This is a genomic window from Pseudomonas sp. B21-041, assembly GCF_024748675.1.
GTDB classification, from domain to species: domain Bacteria; phylum Pseudomonadota; class Gammaproteobacteria; order Pseudomonadales; family Pseudomonadaceae; genus Aquipseudomonas; species Aquipseudomonas neuropathica.
Genome location: NZ_CP087175.1, coordinates 4,617,801 through 4,638,785, shown reverse-complemented (window position 1 = coordinate 4,638,785; position 20,985 = coordinate 4,617,801). Strand labels below are relative to the sequence as shown.

Sequence of the window (20,985 nt, the reverse complement as noted above, 5' to 3'; positions counted from 1 at the left end):
GGATTGAATAGGACGCTCGCGTCGGCGAACTACTGACCGGAGCCTTCGGAACCGGAGCCACCTGTGGTGGTTTTTGAGCCAACGCCGGGGCCCGCATTGTCAGGCGTGGCGGGGGCGTCGGGAGTGTTCATCCCGCCCTGACGACCCGGGTCACTGCCCTGGGTGCGCGGATCAGTACCGGTGGCGGGAGGCTGATTGATCAAAGGCACGCCCGAGCCATCGGTGTTCATACCGGGGGCACTGTTGATGGCGGGGGCGCGTGGCGGGGTCGGGTCGGTAGGGCCAGTGCCCGCAGCCGTGGCGGATGCGGCGAAAACCGCAGGGCAGAGCAGGGCGCTGAATACGAAAGCGGTCAACCTTGACGGGATCATAGGGCGTCTCCAGTGATTGGAATCCTTACCTGTCGTTGGTCTGCCCTCTGAGCGGTTTGGTGCCTGATGAACGACGAACGGTCTAAATCGCTGGTACGGTTTTGACATTCAGTCGACGCCAGAGCAGACGACCAAGGGTGATCAGCCAGTTCATCAATGCCACTACCAACACAGTGTGTAAAAGCGTTGCCATGCCGTGTTCGACGATGATTTTGCCAGCGAGCAACGGGAAGCCGAATACGCCGATAAAGTACGCCAGACTGAACAGCAACAGCGCCTGTGATGTGGTGCCGGCCGGTGCTTCGTTGGCGGCCAGACCGTTGATCACCGAATAGGTCAGGCCATAACCAACACCCAGCAGCACTGCCGCCAGCAGGTAAGTGAACCCGCCGTGCACGCCGAACGCGAACAGCACAATCGAACTCAACATCAACCCTGACAGCAGGCTCGACGCGCGCAACGGGTCACGCTTGACCACATACCCCGCGATCAACATTCGACTGCTGATCGCCGCACTCATGAAGCCCAGAAAGAACAATGAATAATCCAGCGAGCGCGCAGCGGCATAGCTGGTCTGAAAGCTCGACAGGCCACCGAATACGCAACCGCCGAGACCGACCATGATGATCGGGAACACGGCGCGCGAGCCCAGCACTTGAGTGGTTGCTTGCCAGCTGATTTTCGCGGTGGTTGTCGCCTGTGTGCTTTTCAGTTTTGCGCCGAGTTGCCAGAACAGCAGCGCGCCGATCAGGCTTGCCAGCGCCGCCAGATAAAACGCCGAGGTCACAGGCATACCCAACGCACTGGCGGCGCGCCCGAGTAACGGGCCGCTGCCGATGCCAGTCATCATGCTGCCCGACAGCAACGCGAAATACCTGGCCCGTTGCGCCGGCGTCACCAGACTGGCAACGATGATCGGTCCCAAGGTGTAAAACACCCCCCAGCCCAGGCCCAGTAACAAACCAAAAAACAACAGCAGATGACCGAATCCCGGCGTCATTGCAAAGCCCAGACTCGCCGCCACCAGCAACAGACCAAACAGGGCAATCGAACGCGCCGCACCGAGCCAGTCCGACAGATGCCCGGACACCAGCACCGCGACAAACGTACTGAGCATCGCCGCCGAAATCACGCTGCCGGCATCATGTTCATTGCCGCCGCGAGAACTGATCAACAGCGACAATAAAAACGTCGAGCCGTAAGACAGCGACAGCAGATAACTGGCGAGGCAGAACAAGCCGAACAGCTTGCCTGATACCTGGGGTGATGCTTGCGACATGACGCGGTTCCTTGACCGGAAATTCAGCGTCATCTGTTTAGCACGCCAGGTGAGCGGGTTAGGTCTGAAGTTGGCGAAGTCAGGTTCAGCGCACGCCGGAGTAACGGCTTAAACAATGCCAATCTCTTCCTTGAACTGTTCCATGAAACCCTTCAGACGTTGATGACGGACCTGCGCAAGACGCTGGCCGGCGGTGGTCTGAAAACCGTCGGCGAGGTGCAGCAGTTTGGTCTGGAAATGATCGAGGCAAAAACGCGTGTCATCGTAATCGCGTTGTTTCGCTTCGGGATCCTGCGGGTCGTACAGCGCCGAACCCATGCGCCCGGCGATGTAGAAAGTGCGGGCGACGCCAAGCATGCCGAGTGAGTCGAGCCGATCGGCGTCCTGGACGATTTTCGCTTCGAGGGTGAGCGGGGTGATGTTGGCGGAGAAACTGTGGGCTTCGATGGCGTGGGCGACGGCGGCGATTTTCTCTTCGGACCAGTTCAGATCGGCCAGCACTGACGAAGCTTTATCTGCCGCCAGCCGCGAAGCCTGCGAACGCAGTGGCGAATTCTTCTCGACGGCCACGCAATCGTGCAAGAGCACGGCGGCCAACAACACCTCAAGATCACCGCCTTCTTCTTCATGCAGCGTACGCACGTTGTGCCAGACCCGTTGCAGGTGGGCGAGGTCGTGAGCGCCGTCGTCGGACGGCTCCAATGCGTACGGCAGTAACTCTGCTGCCAGTGCCGCCACCGGTGTAAAAAACTCAAGGTTCATAAACATCCTTTTAGACTGTCGAAGTCACTGTGTGAGAGCGAGCCTGCTCGCGAATGCTGTCTGTCAATCAACAATGCAGGTGACTGAAAGCACGCTTTCGCGAGCAGGCTCGCTTCCACAGGGGACTGCTGTTTTTGCAACATTGCGCAGGGTAGTGTGTGTTTTGCCATGTGACGAGCGCCGCGCACCGTCTTAGTATGGCGTTTTCCTTTTTCCGACAAGGCCCGTCCATGACGATCGAAATCCGCCCGGCGACCCCCAGCGATGCCCCGCAAATCCTCGCCTTCATCACTGAACTCGCCGATTTCGAAAAGGCCCGTCACGAAGTCATCGCCAGCGTCGCCGACATCGAACGCAGCCTGTTCGGCGAAGGCGCCACCGCCCACGGTCTGATCTGCCTGCGGGATGGTCTGCCGATCGGTTTCGCGGTGTTTTTCTTCAGCTATTCGACCTGGCTCGGCAGCAATTGCCTGTACCTTGAAGACCTCTACATCACCCCGGAGCAACGCGGCGGCGGTGCCGGCAAAACCCTGTTGCGCCACCTGGCAAAAATCGCCTGCGACAACGACTGCGGCCGCTTCGAATGGAGCGTGCTCGACTGGAACACGCCGGCGATCGAATTCTACAAATCCCTCGGCGCGCAACCTCAGGAAGAGTGGGTGCGCTACCGCATGGATGGCCAGGTTTTGCGTGAGTTTGCCGAGGGTTGAACACGATGATGGCAATCCGGCAGTAATTCGATTGTCGCCAGCGCTCTAGTCCGGCATTCTACGCGCCATTTTTGCGCGCTCACGGACGACACCTGCAATGCCTCTGGCACAACTTCTCCACGCCCGTGGAGCCTTCGCTGCGTCAACGAGTGACCGGCGATGAGCGGACTACGGGCGACAATGCGTCTGTATGGCCTAGTGAAAAACTCAGGCTCGAGCGACAACCCCCAGCGCCAACCGGTCGACATTCTGTGCATGACAAACCGCATGGGCGGCAGCGCCATTCGTGCGTTCGTGTCACGCCTCGATGCTGAGTTGATGACGCGCAGTGCCGGGCTCGCCGATTACCGCGTGATACCGCTGCGCACTTTCGATCCGACGGCGTTTATCGACGCCCATCAAGGCTGGCTGATGCTGCACATTTGCTGTGGTTTCGTCGCCCCTGCCGGGCATTCGCTGCTCAAGGACGGCGGGTTGATGCCGATGGGCTGGTACGTCTATTCCGAGATCGGCCAGTGGACGGCCCAGCATCATCTCGACCTCGGCGCACAAATGGCCGATCTGCTGCAATCGACTTACGAGCGTAATCACCTGCGCAACTACAACGCCTGGCTCAACGAACTCGACGACGCCTCGCCGGCTGAACTGGCCTGGCAAACCGACGAAGCCTGGCGACACCTGCAAACCGCCGCATCACCCGACAGCCGTGAGCATTGCCACGCCCTGTTCGACCCCGTCGACAACCGCTGGCGGTTCGCCGCGACCGACATCGATATTCATCAGCCGCACCCGGAACCCCTGAAGCAAGGAGCTTTGAATTGAGTGGTAAACCCGCTGCACGCGTCACCGACCCGACCGCCTGCCCATTGCCAGGCCATGGCACCAACCCGATTGCCTCCGGCTCGCCGAACGTCTTCTTCGACGGCCTCGCCGCCGCGCGCATGACCGATAAATCGGCGTGCGGCAGTCCGATTACCGGGGCAGTTTCCGGCACCGTTTTTATCAACGGCTTGAATGCCGCCACGCTCGACAGCACCGGAGGCCACGGCAATGTCGTGGTGGGTGGCTCGGGGACGGTGATTATCGGCCAGAGTGGCGGAGGGGCAGCGTTTAGTGGGCTGTTGCCGATGCCGGTGCATTTTACGGACAGGTTGCAAGTGGTTAACGAGGCGACTGGCGAGCCTATCCCCGATCATCCGTATGCGATCCAGCGAGGTGATGGGCGCATAGAACATGGCATCACCAATGAGCAGGGCTTTACCCATATGGTGAGTTCTCACTTGGCTGAAACTATTAAATTGTTTGTAGAGTGATCGAAATGGAAGTCGAAAATCCTGCACTCAGAGACTGCAAAACTGAAGTGGCTGGCCATGAGTTGACCTGCAAGACTGACCAGAGCGTCAAGCAAGTTACTGTCAAAGTGAAAAAGGTAGCCGTTTTCTTTATTGGCGGTGCTGGGGATAAAGAGGAGTATTATCAGAATGAACCTCCTCATCATAACGTGCAAAATGCGTGGAATCAGTTGTCGAACAGACTGTCTCCGGAACAAAAGCTCGACGTTAATTTACCTTATATAAGCTATAAGGATGTTCGCGGTGAGAAGGATATCGAGAAGTATGTAATACGCCCGTTAAAAGGTGATAAGACGGTTTATCTTGTGATTGTTGGTCATAGCCTTGGGGGGTGGAATGGTGCACATTTGACCTCGATTTTGAAAGAGCGAGGTTATACAGTCAAGATGTTGGTAACACTCGATCCTGTTGGCGGTGGTACAGGTGTATGGATGTTCTCTGATATCTATTTTACGACGCCAAAGCCCGTGGCAGATTACTGGATAAATATATTGGCATCCCCCAAGGAAAAAGACGATTCAGATACTGTTGCCAGTTTGGGAGAGCGCTGGATCATGACATCTGGACCGAATATAAATGAGGCGGTCAGTGCGAATCACCGGCAAGCAGGTATGCTGTTCGCCTCCAAACTTCAAAGTGGAAAGTCTGCGTGCGATATAGTTTATGAGCGAGTGACTCAATATTTGGAATCGAAAAAATGATACGACTATTTATTGTGCTGACGATGCTTCTATGTAGTTCTTGTGCCAAGCGGCCGATTCTTCCTGATACCGAGATTGAATTCATTTCTGTCGCTACAGGGGGCGATAGTTTGTCTTGGAGTGTTCGCTTTAGTTCGAAGACCGATGTGTTGAATTTTTTTAAGGATGCGACGGGAGAAACACAGTTGGGTGAAACATTGTTTTGCTCTCTGGATAAAGAGCTTGAATTTGAAAACTCCGATAAATTGACTAATTATTTTGTTGGTAATCTTGTTGAGGTTGACGCCGATAAGTCTGGTTTAGACCATATTTATACGTCTAGATTGTCCGCAGTGAGAAAGGAGGATGAGGGCGTTTCAAATGTTTTCATGAGCGCGGAAGAACTGCTGGCATTATTAAATGAACGTAACGCCGTCTCTTGCAGAGTGTTTACCTCAGCTTACTCATTCGGGGGATACTATTCGAAGTCAATGCTGATTCCAGCAACTGACCTCGTACACGTCATTGAACAGCAGCGCGTGCAATGATTGCTTTATCCCATAATGTGGGATGCAAAATTACATATTGAGATTTCCCGTCTGAGAGGTCTATAGTCCGTCGCACTCACTGCCAAAAACAAAACAGGTGAAGCGATGCTGGCGCAATTGATCGCGCTCGATTGGGGGACGACCTCATTACGTGCTTACAAACTCGCAGCGGACGGTGTGGTGCTGGAGCAGCGCGCGCTGTCGTCCGGGATCATGCAACTGCCGAAGACTCCGCGAGTCATCAACGGTCGCGAATGCGCCGATGGTTTTGAACTGGCGTTCGACGAGGCGTGCGGCGACTGGCTCGATGCGCAGCCGAATCTACCGGTGATAGCTTGCGGCATGGTCGGCAGTGCACAGGGCTGGCGTGAAGCAGCCTACTGCGAGACGCCGGCGAACGTCGCCAATCTCGGAAACTCCCTACAAACAATTGTCAGCCTGCGCGGCACCCGCGTGCATATCGTGCCGGGTGTGATTCAGCGTTCGCGCCTGCCGAACGTGATGCGCGGCGAAGAAACCCAAGTGCTCGGCGTGCTGCAAAATCTGCCGATTGAGGCGGGTGTTGATCTGTTGATCGGTCTGCCGGGCAGTCATTCGAAATGGGTGGACGTCGTCGATGGCTGCATCACCCATTTCGACACGTTCATGACCGGCGAAGTGTTCGCCGTGCTCAGTGAACACAGCATTCTCGGCCGTACCCTGAAGCAGGGGGCGGCGTTCGATGCTCTGGCGTTTGACCGTGGTGTGCAGGTTGCGCAGTCGGTGGACGGCGAACTCGGCGTGCTGTCGACGTTGTTCAGTGCCCGTACCTTGGGCCTGACCGGCGAACTCAGCCCGACCGCGCAGGCGGATTATCTGTCCGGCCTGATGATCGGCCATGAACTGGCGGCGCTCGCCACGGTTCAGCGGCGTCGCCGCAACAACCCGAATCTCCCTTCGATCATCCTCATCGGCAACGCGCAACTCTGCACGCGCTACAGCCGTGCCCTCGCTGCCTGCGGTTTCGCCAACGTGACGCTGGCCGAACAGGCCACCGAGCGTGGTCTGTGGCAACTGGCGCTGGCCGCCGGACTGATCGATTCCTCATCCCGTTAACCCTGACTGGAGGCCTGACATGCTCAAGCAAGCATTGGCGCAAAACGGTCTGATCGCGATTCTGCGTGGCCTGCATCCGCAGGAAGCCGCCGCTGTCGGAGAAGTCCTGTATGCGGCTGGATTTCGCGTCATCGAAGTACCGCTCAATTCCCCTTCGCCGTACGAAAGTATCCGCATCCTGCGTAAGGCCCTGCCCGCCGATTGCCTGATCGGTGCCGGCACGGTGTTGACCCCGGCACAGGTCGAGCTGGTGAAAGAAGCCGGCGGCCAAGTGATTGTCATGCCGCACAGTGACGCCAAGGTCTTGCGTGCGGCGAAAGCGGCGGGGCTGTTTCTGTCGCCGGGTGTCGCCACGCCGACCGAGGCTTTCGCGGCACTGGAGGAGGGCGCGGACATTCTCAAGATGTTTCCGGCCGAGCAGATGGGCCCGGCGGTCGTCAAAGCCTGGCTCGCAGTGTTGCCGACGGGAACGGTACTGGCGCCGGTCGGCGGCATCACGCCGGACAATATGCAGGCGTTTATCGATGCCGGTGTAAAAGGTTTCGGCCTCGGTTCCGGACTGTTCAAACCGGGCATGACCCCGGAGCAAGTGGCGGTGAATGCCAAGGCCTACGTGGCCGCGTGGAAGGCCCTTCGCTAAGACTTTTTGGCGCTGCGTGCGCTGCATCTACAAGAGAGACAAAAAGATGAAAATCACCAAACTCACCACCTTCATCGTCCCGCCGCGCTGGTGCTTTCTCAAGGTCGAAACCGACGAGGGCGTGACCGGTTGGGGCGAGCCTGTGGTCGAAGGCCGCGCACACACCGTCGCGGCTGCCGTCGAAGAATTGTCCGACTACCTGATCGGCAAAGACCCACGCAACATCGAAGACATCTGGACTGTGCTCTATCGCGGCGGTTTCTACCGTGGCGGTGCGATCCACATGAGCGCGCTGGCGGGTATCGATCAGGCGTTGTGGGACATCAAGGGCAAGGCCCTTGGCGTGTCGGTGAGTGATCTGCTCGGTGGCCAGGTGCGTGACAAGATTCGCGTGTATTCGTGGATTGGCGGCGACCGTCCAGCGGACACCGCGCGTGCGGCGAAAGAGGCGGTGAGCCGTGGTTTTACTGCGGTGAAAATGAACGGCACCGAAGAACTGCAATTCCTCGATACCTTCGAGAAAGTCGATCTGGCGCTGGCCAACGTCGCCGCCGTACGTGACGCGGTCGGGCCGAACGTCGGTATCGGCGTCGACTTCCATGGCCGCGTGCACAAGCCGATGGCCAAGGTGCTGATGAAGGAACTCGACCCGTACAAACTGATGTTTATCGAAGAGCCGGTGCTCAGCGAAAACTATGAAGCGTTGAAAGAGCTGGCGCCGTTGACCAGCACACCGATTGCTCTGGGTGAGCGGCTGTTCTCGCGTTGGGACTTTAAACGCGTGTTGAGCGAAGGTTACGTCGACATCATCCAGCCGGATGCCTCCCACGCGGGCGGCATCACCGAAACCCGCAAGATCGCCAACATGGCCGAGGCCTACGATGTGGCACTGGCGCTGCACTGCCCGTTGGGGCCGATTGCGCTGGCGGCGTGTTTGCAATTGGACGCGGCTTGTTACAACGCGTTTATCCAGGAGCAGAGCCTGGGCATCCATTACAACGAGAGCAACGACTTGCTCGACTACGTGAAGGATCCGCGGGTGTTCGATTACGACAAAGGTTTTGTGAAGATTCCGAACGGCCCGGGGTTGGGCATTGAGATCAACGAAGAATATGTGATTGAGCGCGCAGCGGTCGGGCATCGCTGGCGCAACCCGATCTGGCGTCATGCCGATGGCAGTTTTGCCGAGTGGTGAGTCGTCCCTGACACACCCGATGAGATCGTTCCCACGCTCTGCGTGGGAATGCCTCAATGGACGCTCTGCGTGCGCTTTTGGGACGCAGAGCGTCCCGGGCTGCATTCCCACGCGGAGCGTGGGAACGATCAGGCCTCAGGCCGACCTCAATAAACATAAAAAGAGGCTCTCCCCATGCAACCGCAAACCCTCACCGGGCAGGCGTCTTTAGTCACGCCCAGCCGTAAGCGTTTTTTCATCATGGTGTTGCTGTTTATCACCGTGGTCATCAACTACCTCGACCGCAGCAACCTGTCGATTGCTGCGCCGGCGCTGACCAGTGAGCTGGGCATCGATCCGATTCACGTCGGTCTGATTTTCTCCGCGTTCGGCTGGACTTACGCCGCGATGCAGATCCCCGGCGGCTGGTTGGTCGATCGCGTGCCGCCGCGCATTCTTTACAGCGTCGCTTTGTTGTTGTGGTCTGTGGCTACGGTGATGCTCGGTTTCGCTGCGAGTTTCATCGCGTTGTTTGTATTGCGCATGGCGGTCGGTGCGCTGGAAGCGCCGGCTTATCCGATCAACAGCCGTGTGGTCACGACGTGGTTTCCCGAGCGGGAACGCGCCACGGCGATTGGTTTTTACACGTCGGGACAGTTCGTTGGTCTGGCATTTCTCACTCCGGTGCTCGCCTGGCTGCAACATGAATTCGGCTGGCACATGGTGTTCGTCGCAACAGGCGCTGTCGGCATTATCTGGGCGGCGATCTGGTACGCGGTGTATCGCGAGCCACGGGATTTCAAAGGCGCGAACGAAGCGGAAATCGACCTGATCCGCGAGGGCGGTGGTCTAGTTGATATTCAGCAAGAGTCGGCCAAGGTCAAAGCCAAATTCAGCTGGACCGATTTGGGCATCGTCCTGACCAAGCGCAAATTGTGGGGCATCTACCTCGGCCAGTTCTGCCTGAACTCGACGCTGTGGTTTTTCCTGACGTGGTTCCCGACCTATCTGGTGAAATATCGCGGCATGGACTTCATCAAGTCCGGCCTGCTGGCGTCGCTGCCGTTTCTCGCCGCGTTCATCGGTGTGCTGTGTTCGGGGTTCTTTTCCGACTTCTTGATTCGTCGCGGCTACACCGTCGGGTTTGCGCGCAAGTTGCCGATCATTGGCGGGCTGCTTATTTCCACCTCGATCATCGGCGCCAACTTCGTTGAGTCGACGCCGCTGGTGATTGCCTTTCTGGCGTTGGCATTTTTCGGCAACGGCCTGGCCTCGATCACTTGGTCACTGGTGTCGACGTTAGCGCCAGCGCGGTTGTTGGGGCTGACTGGCGGGGTGTTCAATTTCATCGGCAACCTGTCGGCAATTGCTACGCCGATCGTCATCGGTTTCCTTGCCAGCGGCGATTCGTTCGCCCCGGCGATCACCTATATCGCGGTTCTCGCCTTGATCGGTGCTTTGTCCTACGTGCTGCTGGTCGGCAAGGTCGAGCGTATCGAGTTGTAGTGGTCTGCGTCGGGCGACCATAATGCCGCCCGTTCCTTCGCTCAACGGTAAAAGGCTGGATATGCAGGAAGACGCTCCGGAAAAAACCAAGGACGCCGCACCCACCGGCACCCAGACGCTATTGCGCGGTCTCGGCGTGGTGCAAGCGGTGGCCAGTGGCGCCCGCGATCTCAAGGAGATTGCCCGGCTAATCGGTACCACGCGCAGCACCACCCATCGGCTGGCCAGTTGCCTGGTCGACGAGCGCTACCTGCGCGTGGTGCCGCAAGTCGGTTATCTGCTCGGACCGAAGCTGATCGAATTGGGTTTCCAGGCGCGTGAAGAGTTGCCGCTGGTGAGCCTGGCCGGGCCGTATCTGGACGAGTTGTCGGCGCTGACTGGTGACACCGTGCACTTGGGCATTCGCGAAGGCGATGAAGTGTTGTATCTGCTGAAAAATCCGGGGCGCAACGGCCCGGAAATGCGTTCGCGGGTCGGCCATCGCATGCCGCTGGCGCGCACCGGTATTGGTAAGGCATTGATGCTCGATGACTCACCGAAAGATTGGCAACGTCTGTACGACATCAGTCTGCCGGCAGGTGGGAAGAGTCAGTTCTGGCCGCAGCATCCTCAGCAGTCGTGGGAGCAGCTTGAGCAGCGTATGACCGAGTACGTCGCCGGGGGCTACGCCTTCGATCTGGAGGACAACGAACCGTCGATCCGCTGCGTGGCGGCGCCGATTCGGGATGCGAGCAAGGGCATCGTGGCGGCGATCAGTATCGCCAGCACCGTGCCGTACATGCCGCTGGAAAAAATGGCCGAGCTGATTCCCCTGATCAAAGGGGTCACAGCCCGGCTGTCGGCAGAGCTAGGCCTGAAGGTTTAAACCTTGAGCGTCGCCATGTCGATCACGAAGCGGTACTTCACGTCACCGGCAATCATCCGGGCGTAAGCCTCGTTGATCTGGCGGATGTCGAGCATTTCGATGTCGCAGGTGATGTTGTGCTCGGCGCAGAAATCCAGGACTTCCTGGGTTTCGGCGACGCCACCGATCAACGAGCCGGCCAGCACGCGACGGCTCATCACTAGTTTGCCGGCGTGTACCGGTGGATCAATCGGCTCGATCAGACCGACCAGAATGTGCACGCCGTCGAAGCGCAGGGTGTCGAGGTACGGGTTGAGATCGTGCTGCACCGGAATGGTGTCGAGCAGGAAGTCGAAGTAACCGGCAGCCGCTTTCATCTGCTCGGCGTCGGTGGAGACGATCACATGATCGGCACCCTGACGGCGGCCTTCTTCAGCCTTGCTTGCCGAGCGGGTGAACAGCGTCACTTCGGCGCCCATGGCTTTGGCGAACTTGATGCCCATGTGGCCCAGACCGCCCATGCCGAGAATCCCGACCTTGTCGCCAGCCTTCACGCCGTAGTGCTTGAGCGGCGAGTAGGTGGTGATACCGGCGCAGAGGATTGGCGCGGCGCTGGCTAACGCCAGTTTTTCCGGGATGCGCACGACGAAGTGCTCGCTGACGACGATGCTGTCGGAATAACCGCCCATGGTGTTGCTGCCATCGACCCGATCCGGGGTGGCGTAGGTCATGGTCGGGCCTTCGAGGCAGTATTGCTCAAGGTTCGATTGGCACGCTTCGCAGGTGCGGCACGAGTCGACCATGCAGCCAACCCCGACCAGGTCGCCTACCTTGTGTTGAGTGACATTCGCACCGATCGCGGTGACTTTTCCGACGATCTCGTGGCCGGGCATCAGCGGGTAAACGGCGATACCCCATTCGTTGCGCGCCTGGTGGATATCGGAGTGGCAGACGCCGCAGTAGAGAATTTCGATGGCGACGTCGTCAGCGCGCGGGCTGCGACGTTCGAATTTCATCGGGGCGAGGGGAGTGGTGGCCGATTGGGCGGCATAGCCGATGGCGGTGTACATGTGAAACCTCGCAAAAGCAGGAACAAGTGAGGCGGCGCATTTTGGGCGTCGACTGTCGGTCCGGCCATGACGATTCCTCCGGGTCTCATGCCTAATCCTCCGGCATGCGGGTTTGATCGGTCGCATTGGCAAAAGGATCTGCGATGATGCTTTCATCCCTTATTTTCGTGATTTTTTGTGAAGAGCAATTCGATGCAGTTGACCCGTCATCTTGATGCCAATGCGCGGCTGGTTTCGCTGATCGAGCCGCTGGCGCTGCGCGATGGTTATTCCCCGACCGGGTTGCCCGGTGTGCAAGTGTTGCGCGCCAGTTGCGACGTTGCCCGTGGCCCGCACATTTACGAACCGAGCCTGATGATCATCGCCCAGGGCAGCAAACTGGCGTTTCTCGGGCCGCGCACCATGGAGTACGGCGCCGGGCACTATCTGATTCAGGCGCTGCCGGTGCCGTTCGAATGCGAGACGTTTGCCTTGCCGGATGCGCCGTTGCTCGGTGTTTCGGTGGCGATTGATCGGGTGTTGCTCGGTGAGCTGGTGCTGGCCATGGGGCTGGCGCCGGGCCGGCATATCCCGGCGCAGACCCCGGAGTCGATGACCTCAGTGGTACTCGACGATGCCATGCGCGGTTGCGTCGAGCGCTTGCTGAGTTGCCTGCACGATCCGCTGGAATGCCAGATTCTTGGGCCGGCTCGGGTGCGTGAATTGTTGTTCACCGCGTTGCGCGGGCCGCAGGCGGATGTGTTGCGGGCATTGGTCGAGCAGCAAGGGCAATTCGCGCGGGTGGCGGCGTCGATCAGTCATCTGCATGCGCATTACACCGAGCCGTTGAACGTTGAAACGCTGGCCGGTTGCGCGAACATGAGCGTGTCGACCTTTCATGAGCATTTCAAACGCAGCACGTTGTTGTCGCCGGTGCAGTATCTGAAGCGCCTGAGGTTACTGAAGGCGCAGACGTTGTTGGTCGCCGAAGGCCTGGGTGTGGCGCAGGTGGCGCATCGGGTGGGGTATCAGAGTACGTCGCAGTTCAGCCGTGAATATAAGCGCTATTTCGAGCGCAGCCCGGGTGACGAGCGCGCTGCCTGAGGATTTTCACAATCCCTGTGGGAGCTGGCTTGCCAGCGATGAGGCCGGCACATTCAACATAGATGTCACCTGATCCACCGCCATCGCTGGCAAGCCAGCTCCCACAGGGAGTCAAGTGATGCAGTAAATTTTGGGCAACAAAAAGGCCCCCGATTCGGGAGCCTTGATGTTCAGCGGTTCGACTTACATGTTCGGGTAAGTCGGGCCGCCAGCGCCTTCCGGCGTGACCCAGGTGATGTTCTGCGAAGGGTCCTTGATGTCACAGGTCTTGCAGTGCACGCAGTTCTGGGCGTTGATCTGGAAGCGCTTCTCGCCGTCTTCCTTGGTGATCACTTCGTACACGCCGGCCGGGCAGTAGCGCTGCGCCGGTTCGTCGTACAGCGGCAAGTTCTTACTGATCGGGATGCTCGGGTCGGTCAGCTTCAGGTGGCAAGGTTGTTCTTCTTCGTGGTTGGTACCGGAGATGAACACCGAGCTGAGCTTGTCGAAGCTGAGTTTGCCGTCCGGCTTCGGATAGTCGATCTTCTTGCAGTCCGCCGCTAGCTTGAGGCAAGCGTAATCCGGCTTGGTGTCGTGCAGGGTGAACGGCAGTTTGCCGCCGAAGATGTTCTGATCCAGCCAGTTGAAACCGCCGCCAACGATGGCGCCGAACTTGTGGATCGCCGGGCCGAAGTTGCGGCTGGCGAACAGTTCGTCGTAGAGCCAGCTCTTCTTGAACGCGTCGACGTAAGTGGTCAGCTCTTCAGTGCCGTCCTTTTCTGCGAACAGCGCGTCAGCCACGGATTCTGCGGCGAGCATGCCGGACTTCATCGCAGTATGGCTGCCCTTGATCTTGGCGAAATTCAGGGTGCCGAGGTCGCAACCGATCAGCGCGCCGCCCTTGAAGACCATTTTCGGCAGCGAGTTCAGGCCACCTTTGCAAATCGCGCGAGCGCCGTAACTGATGCGCTTGCCGCCTTCCAGATACTGGGCCAGCACCGGGTGATGCTTGAGGCGCTGGAACTCGTCGAACGGCGACAGGTAAGTGTTGCTGTAGGACAGGTCAACGATCAGACCAACCACCACCTGGTTGTTTTCCAGGTGATAGAGGAACGAGCCGCCGGTGTTTTCGGTGCCCATGATGTCCAGCGGCCAACCAGCGGTGTGCACCACCAAGCCTGGCTGATGTTTGGCCGGGTCGATTTCCCAGATTTCTTTCAGGCCGATGCCGTAGTGCTGGGCGTCGGCATCGCTGTCTAGGTTGTAGCGCTTGATCAGTTGCTTGCCGATGTGGCCACGGCAGCCTTCGGCGAACAGCGTGTACTTGCCACGCAGTTCCATGCCCGGGGTGTACAAGCCTTCTTTCGGGTTGCCTTCGCGGTCGACGCCCAGATCACCAGTGATGATCCCGCGCACTACGCCTTGTTCGTCGATCAGTGCTTCCTGAGCGGCGAAACCCGGGTAGATTTCCACGCCGAGGTTCTCGGCCTGCTGGGCGAGCCAGCGGCACAGGTTGCCGAGGGAGATAATGTAGTTGCCTTCGTTGTGCATGGTCTTGGGCACAAAGAAGTCAGGAATTTTCTGCGCGCTGTCGGCGTTTTTCAGTACGAAAATATCGTCGCGGGTCACTGGCGTGTTCAGCGGGGCGCCGAGTTCTTTCCAGTCCGGGAACAGTTCATTCAGAGCGCGTGGTTCGAACACGGCACCGGACAGGATGTGTGCGCCGACTTCGGAGCCTTTTTCGACCACGCAGACGCTGATTTCCTTACCGGCTTCGGCGGCCTTCTGCTTCAGACGGCAGGCGGCGGACAGGCCAGCGGGGCCGGCACCGACGATGACCACGTCGAATTCCATGTATTCGCGTTCCACAGGCTATCTCCTACTCAAGGCTCAACAGTTTTTTTTCTAATTTGGAGGTTTGATGTCGCATCCGCTATTCCTTTACGTTAACGTCAAGGGGAATATTGGAGTCCGACCTTTCTCTCTAGGCGGCGCATTATATCTACACCACTCCGAGCGTCCAATACAAACGTTTGTTTGAATTGGCTCCAGCCCAGAGAAATCAAAGAAGCGCGGCTTATGAATGGTCATTTTGCTGTATTGACCGGAATAGGCGTTCCGGTCAAGATACGGGCGGTTTTGCGCTCGTCGTAGGCAGACTGGCGGTTTCAAGAGCACGTCTAAAGACAGGGCACAGGCAGTAGAAGGTGATGCGCAGCGCAGGTCCGGCGCGCAGTTTACACAGCGTGAAGATCAATGACCCGTCGGTCACCCCTGACGAACGGTCGCAGGTCCTCCACCGTGCAGCCACCTGACACCCGAGTCGGCGTTTTTAGAGGTGCCCTTTAGCCTGATGAGCATCAACCGCCAGGTTCGCCTAGGCGACTTTCTTTTCACCGGAGAGTAACGAGGAATCCATGAAGGTTCTTGTAGCTGTCAAACGCGTTGTGGATTACAACGTCAAGGTTCGCGTCAAGGCGGACAATTCCGGCGTCGATCTCGCCAACGTCAAGATGTCGATGAACCCGTTCTGCGAAATCGCAGTGGAAGAAGCCGTACGCCTGAAAGAGAAAGGTGTTGCGACTGAAATCGTCGTCGTCTCCATCGGCCCGACCACCGCTCAGGAGCAACTGCGTACCGCACTGGCTCTGGGTGCCGACCGTGCCATCCTCGTCGAATCCACTGAAGATCTGACCTCGCTCGCCGTGGCCAAGCTGCTCAAGGCTGTGGTCGACAAGGAACAGCCGCAGCTGGTGATCCTCGGCAAGCAGGCCATCGACAGCGACAACAACCAGACCGGCCAGATGCTCGCTGCATTGAGCGGCTACGGTCAGGGCACGTTCGCCTCGAAAGTCGAAGTCTCCGGCGACAGCGTTGCCGTGACTCGTGAAATCGACGGCGGCGCGCAGACGGTTTCCCTGAAACTGCCGGCCATCGTCACCACCGACCTGCGTTTGAACGAGCCGCGCTACGCGTCCCTGCCAAACATCATGAAAGCCAAGAAGAAGCCTCTCGAAGTGCTGACTCCGGACGCTTTGGGCGTTTCCACCGCCTCCACCAACAAGACCCTGAAAGTCGAAGCGCCGGCTGCACGCAGCGCGGGCATCAAGGTTAAGTCGGTAGCTGAATTGGTCGAGAAACTGAAAAACGAAGCGAAGGTAATCTAAATGACTATCTTGGTTATTGCTGAACACGACAACAAAGTGCTGGCCCCGGCCACACTGAACACCGTGGCTGCTGCGGTCAAAATCGGCGGCGACGTTCACGTTCTGGTTGCAGGTCAAGGCGCTGGCGCCGTGGCTGAAGCCGCTGCGAAAATCGCTGGCGTGAGCAAAGTCCTCAACGCTGACAATGCCGCTTACGCGCATCAGCTGCCGGAAAACGTTGCGCCATTGGTTGCAGAGCTGGGCGCTGGCTACAGCCACATCCTGGCTGCCGCGACCTCCAACGGTAAAAACATCCTGCCGCGCGTTGCCGCGCAGCTGGACGTTGACCAGATCTCCGAGATCATCTCGGTCGAAAGCGCTGACACGTTCAAGCGTCCGATCTACGCCGGTAACGCTATCGCTACCGTGCAGTCGACCGCTGCGATCAAAGTGATCACTGTACGTGCTACCGGTTTCGACCCGGTTGCCGCTGAAGGTGGTTCGGCTGCCGTTGAAGCAGTTGCTGCTGCGCACAACGCGGGCACTTCCAGCTTCGTCAACGAAGAACTGGCCAAGTCCGATCGTCCTGAGCTGACCGCTGCCAAGATCGTCGTTTCCGGCGGCCGCGGCATGCAGAACGGCGACAACTTCAAACACCTGTACGCTCTGGCCGACAAGCTGGGCGCTGCTGTCGGTGCTTCGCGCGCCGCGGTCGACGCAGGTTTCGTACCGAACGACATGCAGGTCGGTCAGACCGGCAAGATTGTTGCGCCACAGCTGTACATTGCCGTCGGTATCTCCGGCGCGATCCAGCACTTGGCCGGTATGAAAGACTCCAAAGTGATCGTTGCGATCAACAAGGACGAAGAAGCGCCGATCTTCCAGGTGGCCGATTACGGTCTCGTGGCTGATCTGTTCGAAGCCGTCCCTGAGCTGGAGAAGCTGGTCTAATCCAGCGGCTTCACTTATAAAGAGCCCGACCTTTTGGTCGGGCTTTTTTTGTCTCGGATTTGAGTGGGAGTGTGTTGCCATGGATCTGCGCTGCGGATGGTTGTTGGGGTTGGCCCTGTTGCCGGGGTTGGCGATGGCCGCTGGCAAATGCGAGCGCCTCGTCGTCACCGGTAGCCCGGATGCGCCGCCGTACCTGTGGCAGGACCCGCAGAATCCCAAGCAGTTGATCGGTGCCAGCGCTGATCTGCTGCAACAAGTCGCCAAAGACCTCGGCATCAAAGTCGAATTGCTCTACGCCGGCAAACGTTCGCAAGCCCTCGATGAAGTGCGCAGCGGGCGCATGGACATGCTCGCCGACGCGCCGCTGACCCTCAATGAGCTGGAAAACCTCGACTACATCCATCCGCCGTTGCTGGAAAACGACTATCTGGTGTGGACCCGCAAAGGCTCGACGCTGGTCTACAGCGAGGCCAAAGACCTGCACGGTCACGTCGGTGCGTTGTCGGAAAAGTCTCGTATGACCCAGGCATTTGGCACTTTCGCCGAGCAGAATCTGACCCTGACCCGGACAGCCAACCTCACTCAGGCGCTACAGAAACTGCTCTTGGGCGAAGTGGAATATGTACTCGCCGGCCGATACTCGGGCATGGCCGCCGCGCAGGCATTGGGTATGGCCAATGACCTGTTGGTGTTCGAGCAACCGGTCGACCGGCCGGGGCTGTTCCTCGCGGTTTCGCATAACTCGGCATGCAACGATCCGTGGTTGCGCGGACAGTTGGCCAAAAGATGACAGAATTGCCCGCGTCCGGACTGACGGAAGCCGCGCTGCAACGCAATATCGAGCGCTGGAAGGCGCAGCAGCAACAGCCGCCACAACCTGTCAGTGCCCCAAAACAGTAGGGATTCTTAGTGAGTATTCGACCTCTTTTCGCGGCTGTGGCCGTTCTGGCCCTGGCCGGTTGCGCGACCGATCCGGCACCCAATGAACAAATGCGCCTGACCGAGCAAGCCATCACCCAGGCCAAGGCTGTTGGCGCCACCGCCGATGAAGTGCCGGAAATGAAACTGGCCGAAACCAAGTACAACCGCGCCAAAGGCAACATGGCTGACCAGTCCTACCGGAATGCGCGCATGCGCTCCGAACAGGCCGAGCTGGATGCACGTCTGGCCGAAGCCAAAGTGCTGACGCAAAAAAGTCAAGAACAGGTGAATGTGCTTAACACCCGCATCGTCCGTCTGCGCAAGCAACTGGGAGATGCCCAATGAGCCTCAAGTCGAAAGTTGTAGGCGGCCTGATCCTCGCCGGTTGCGTCAGCCTGTACGGCTGCGCCGGTCAGCACAGCGAATCCGCTCTGCAGGAAGCCAGCGCCGACTTTCAGAAGGTCAAGGAAGACTCCAACGTGCTGCGCATCGCGCCGAAAGACGTGATCCGCGCCGGTGAGTCCCTGGCTCGTGCCGATCGCCTGTCGACCTATTGGGGCAGCGGTTCCGATGTTGTGCACTACGCCTACCTGAGCCAGCGCTACAGCGAAATCGCCCGCGAGCATACCAATCAGGTGCTCAATGAGGAGCGCGCAGCCAAACTTGAGCTGGAGCGTCAGCGCCTGCAACTGGCCTTGCGTGAATCGAAGTTGCTCAGCGTGCAGCAACAGGGCAAATGGCTGGAAGAACAGATCGTAGCACTGGCCACCACGCAGACCGACCGTGGTCTGGTGATGACCCTCGGCGATGTGCTGTTCGACACCGGTGAAGCGGAGCTGAAAAACTCGGCCAACCGTGTTGTGCTGAAAATCGTCCAGTTCCTGCAACTGAACCCCAAACGTGTAGTGCGCATCGAGGGCTACACCGACAGCACCGGCGGCAAACAGGAGAACCTCAAGCTGTCCCGTGACCGCGCGCAATCGGTGGCGGACGTGCTGATGGACCTGGGCATCGACGACAAACGCATTCAGGTCGAAGGCTACGGCGACGAATACCCGGTGGACGCCAACGCTTCCGAGCGTGGGCGGGCACAGAATCGTCGGGTTGAAATTGTCTTCTCCGATGAAAAAGGCCAGCTCGGCGCCGCCCGTTAAGGGTTGCGTCTCTGGAAAGCCCGGGCTGTCATGCAGTGCCGGGCTTTTTTACGTCTGTCGATTGGCTCGCAATCCGTACAGTAGGGGGCAGACACCGCACTGTATGGTCGAGTAATGTGGCAACTGTCCCAGTACACTTCTAAACTGTTCCGGTATTGTTTCACACAAGAATAAAATGCCCGTGAAATCGAGTGCTGCGTCATGACCAATCTCTTGCTCTACCAACGTATTGCTCAGCAACTGGCCGAAGACATCCGCCGTGGGGTCTATCAACCGGGGGAGCGCGTGCCTTCGGTACGCAAGATGAGTTCGCAGCTCAACGTCAGCCATGCGACGGTGTTGCAGGCCTACGCCAATCTCGAAGATCAGGGGCTGATTCGCGCACGTCCGCAGTCCGGATATTACGTACACCAAACGCCTGCGCTGACTGCACCGACACCGGACATTGCGCGGGTTGAACGTCCCGGTCTGGTCACTCGCAGCAGCATCATTCAACAGGTGCTGGTCGAATCACGCCGTGAAGGTGTGTTCCCGCTCGGCGCTGCCGTGCCAAGTGTCGATTACTTGCCGGTGCGCGCCTTGCATCAGCAACTGGCCAAGGTCACGCGTTTTCATAGCCCACGCGCCTTCAGCTACATGTTCAGCCCCGGTTTCGAACCGCTGCGCCGGCAAGTGGCGATCCGCATGCGTGATGCCGGTGTGGTGGTCGATCCGTCGGAAGTCGTGATCACCCACGGTTGCGTCGATGCTCTGCAGATGTCGTTGCGTGTGCTGACCCGTCCGGGCGATCTGATCGCTGCCGAGTCGCCGACCTATTACGGTTTGCTGCAACTGGCCGATCTGCTCGGCCTGAAAGTCATCGAAATCCCCAGCGATCCTGCCACCGGCATGAGCCTCGAAGCCTTGCAACTGGCGGCCAACCAGTGGTCGATCAAAGCGCTGGTGCTGACCACGCGCCTGAGCAATCCACTGGGCGGCACCATGCCCGAAGAGCGGCAGAAACAGTTGCTGCGTCTGGCCTCGGACTTCGACATCCAGATTGTCGAAGACGACATCTATGGCGAGTTGATGTTCGAGCAGGGCAAAACCAAAGCGCTCAAGGCTTATGACCGACTGGATCGGGTGATCTACTGTTCGAGCTTCTCCAAAACCTTGTCACCCGGTGTGCGCATCGGCTGGATGATCGCTGGCAAGTACCAGCAGGAAATCCAGCGACTGCAGACCTTCAGCACCCATTCGGCGTGCAGCGTGACGCAGATGGCGATTGCCGCTTATCTGGAAAACGGCGGTTATGACCGGCATTTACGGTACATCCGCCAGGAATACCGAAAAAACCTCAGTGCCTTCCAGTTGGCGGTGCAGCAGTACTTCCCCGAGGGTACGCAAATGACCCGGCCTACGGGCGGTTTCATCCTCTGGGTGAGCTTGCCGGGTAGGGTGAATACTCAGGAATTGCATGTGCGCGCCCTGCAGCAGGGCATCAGCATTGCGCCGGGACTGATCTTCAGTAATACCGAGCAGTTCAACCACTGTATCCGCCTGAACTGCGGGATTCCGTGGAACCGCGAGGCGGAGCGGGCGTTGATGACCCTTGGGTTGCTGGCGACGCAACTGTGTCAGGAAACCGCTGGCGGATTCTGAACGAGCGGTGGGTGATGCTTGTCTTGTGGCGCCCAACAAGCGAGCATATGGCCATCTGCCGTTTGCCACTGTTGGGTTC

Annotated in this window: 21 protein-coding genes and 1 pseudogene; 17 read left to right on the top strand and 5 right to left on the bottom strand. The window is 58.7% G+C overall.

What is annotated here, in order from left to right:
* Positions 1–29: 29 nt before the first annotated feature.
* The 3 genes from LOY43_RS20535 to LOY43_RS20525 form a co-directional block, all read right to left on the bottom strand.
* Positions 30–371 carry a hypothetical protein gene (locus tag LOY43_RS20535; RefSeq protein ID WP_007908306.1) on the bottom strand — a complete coding sequence of 114 codons (342 nt, stop codon included), beginning with the start codon at positions 369–371 and terminating at the stop codon, positions 30–32.
* A gap of 82 nt (positions 372–453) precedes the next feature.
* Positions 454–1,650, bottom strand: a complete 1,197-nt coding sequence (locus tag LOY43_RS20530; RefSeq protein WP_220556699.1) for an MFS transporter — start codon at positions 1,648–1,650, stop codon at positions 454–456.
* Positions 1,651–1,758: 108 nt separating this feature from the next.
* The gene (locus LOY43_RS20525) at positions 1,759–2,412 is read right to left on the bottom strand and encodes an HD domain-containing protein (protein WP_095048595.1); all 654 of its coding nucleotides are present in this window, start codon (positions 2,410–2,412) and stop codon (positions 1,759–1,761) included.
* Between the two features lie 230 nt (positions 2,413–2,642).
* Here LOY43_RS20525 and LOY43_RS20520 point away from each other — a divergent pair, with 230 nt between their 5' ends.
* The 10 genes from LOY43_RS20520 to LOY43_RS20475 all read left to right on the top strand — a co-directional run bounded on the left by LOY43_RS20520 (position 2,643) and on the right by LOY43_RS20475 (position 10,982).
* Positions 2,643–3,122: a GNAT family N-acetyltransferase gene (locus LOY43_RS20520; RefSeq protein ID WP_007908312.1), complete on the top strand. Its 480-nt coding sequence runs from the start codon at positions 2,643–2,645 to the stop codon at positions 3,120–3,122.
* Between the two features lie 159 nt (positions 3,123–3,281).
* Entirely contained in the window at positions 3,282–3,944 is a 663-nt protein-coding gene (locus LOY43_RS20515; RefSeq protein ID WP_258708661.1) for a hypothetical protein, read from the top strand.
* Positions 3,941–4,435, top strand: a complete 495-nt coding sequence (locus LOY43_RS20510; protein WP_016986005.1) for a PAAR domain-containing protein — start codon at positions 3,941–3,943, stop codon at positions 4,433–4,435. The genes LOY43_RS20515 and LOY43_RS20510 overlap by 4 nt, the downstream gene beginning before the upstream one ends.
* A gap of 5 nt (positions 4,436–4,440) precedes the next feature.
* A complete protein-coding gene (locus tag LOY43_RS20505; protein ID WP_077574055.1) occupies positions 4,441–5,175 on the top strand; it encodes a hypothetical protein in 735 nt (244 codons plus the stop codon).
* The gene (locus LOY43_RS20500; protein WP_095125191.1) at positions 5,172–5,702 is read left to right on the top strand and encodes a hypothetical protein; all 531 of its coding nucleotides are present in this window, start codon (positions 5,172–5,174) and stop codon (positions 5,700–5,702) included. Before LOY43_RS20505 ends, LOY43_RS20500 begins: the two co-directional genes overlap by 4 nt.
* Before the next feature lie 105 nt (positions 5,703–5,807).
* Positions 5,808–6,797, top strand: coding sequence for a 2-dehydro-3-deoxygalactonokinase (locus LOY43_RS20495; RefSeq protein WP_258708660.1), 990 nt, complete (start codon positions 5,808–5,810; stop codon positions 6,795–6,797).
* Between the two features lie 19 nt (positions 6,798–6,816).
* Positions 6,817–7,437, top strand: coding sequence for a 2-dehydro-3-deoxy-6-phosphogalactonate aldolase (locus LOY43_RS20490; protein ID WP_220556697.1), 621 nt, complete (start codon positions 6,817–6,819; stop codon positions 7,435–7,437).
* A 46-nt stretch (positions 7,438–7,483) separates the two neighbouring features.
* Positions 7,484–8,632: a galactonate dehydratase gene (dgoD, locus tag LOY43_RS20485; protein ID WP_007908327.1), complete on the top strand. Its 1,149-nt coding sequence runs from the start codon at positions 7,484–7,486 to the stop codon at positions 8,630–8,632.
* Positions 8,633–8,806: 174 nt separating this feature from the next.
* Entirely contained in the window at positions 8,807–10,117 is a 1,311-nt protein-coding gene (locus LOY43_RS20480) for an MFS transporter (RefSeq protein ID WP_095048589.1), read from the top strand.
* 61 nt (positions 10,118–10,178) lie between these two features.
* Positions 10,179–10,982 carry an IclR family transcriptional regulator gene (locus LOY43_RS20475; protein WP_053122534.1) on the top strand — a complete coding sequence of 268 codons (804 nt, stop codon included), beginning with the start codon at positions 10,179–10,181 and terminating at the stop codon, positions 10,980–10,982.
* Here LOY43_RS20475 and LOY43_RS20470 read toward each other — a convergent pair.
* The gene (locus LOY43_RS20470) at positions 10,979–12,031 is read right to left on the bottom strand and encodes an NAD(P)-dependent alcohol dehydrogenase (RefSeq protein WP_007908332.1); all 1,053 of its coding nucleotides are present in this window, start codon (positions 12,029–12,031) and stop codon (positions 10,979–10,981) included. The two genes, LOY43_RS20475 and LOY43_RS20470, sit on opposite strands and share 4 nt — an antisense overlap.
* Positions 12,032–12,223: 192 nt before the next feature.
* Between LOY43_RS20470 and LOY43_RS20465 the strand changes: the two genes are divergently transcribed.
* Positions 12,224–13,114, top strand: a complete 891-nt coding sequence (locus tag LOY43_RS20465; RefSeq protein ID WP_007908334.1) for an AraC family transcriptional regulator — start codon at positions 12,224–12,226, stop codon at positions 13,112–13,114.
* A gap of 183 nt (positions 13,115–13,297) precedes the next feature.
* Here the strand turns inward: LOY43_RS20465 and LOY43_RS20460 are convergent, their stop codons facing one another.
* On the bottom strand, positions 13,298–14,962 hold the full coding sequence (locus LOY43_RS20460) for an electron transfer flavoprotein-ubiquinone oxidoreductase (protein ID WP_064120345.1): 1,665 nt from the start codon (positions 14,960–14,962) through the stop codon (positions 13,298–13,300).
* A gap of 548 nt (positions 14,963–15,510) precedes the next feature.
* On the opposite strand from LOY43_RS20460, the gene LOY43_RS20455 reads away from it, so the two are divergent.
* From LOY43_RS20455 to LOY43_RS20430, 6 genes and pseudogenes are all read left to right on the top strand, one after another.
* Positions 15,511–16,260, top strand: a complete 750-nt coding sequence (locus LOY43_RS20455) for an electron transfer flavoprotein subunit beta/FixA family protein (protein ID WP_095048588.1) — start codon at positions 15,511–15,513, stop codon at positions 16,258–16,260.
* Entirely contained in the window at positions 16,261–17,190 is a 930-nt protein-coding gene (locus LOY43_RS20450; protein WP_093435361.1) for an electron transfer flavoprotein subunit alpha/FixB family protein, read from the top strand.
* 79 nt (positions 17,191–17,269) lie between these two features.
* A pseudogene (locus LOY43_RS20445) lies at positions 17,270–18,090 on the top strand (substrate-binding periplasmic protein).
* 9 nt (positions 18,091–18,099) lie between these two features.
* Entirely contained in the window at positions 18,100–18,456 is a 357-nt protein-coding gene (locus LOY43_RS20440) for a DUF4398 domain-containing protein (protein WP_093435356.1), read from the top strand.
* Complete coding sequence (locus LOY43_RS20435; RefSeq protein WP_034155321.1) at positions 18,453–19,265, top strand: OmpA family protein; 813 nt, start codon at positions 18,453–18,455, stop codon at positions 19,263–19,265. Before LOY43_RS20440 ends, LOY43_RS20435 begins: the two co-directional genes overlap by 4 nt.
* Before the next feature lie 201 nt (positions 19,266–19,466).
* Positions 19,467–20,906: a PLP-dependent aminotransferase family protein gene (locus tag LOY43_RS20430; RefSeq protein ID WP_016985994.1), complete on the top strand. Its 1,440-nt coding sequence runs from the start codon at positions 19,467–19,469 to the stop codon at positions 20,904–20,906.
* Positions 20,907–20,985 lie beyond the last annotated feature (79 nt).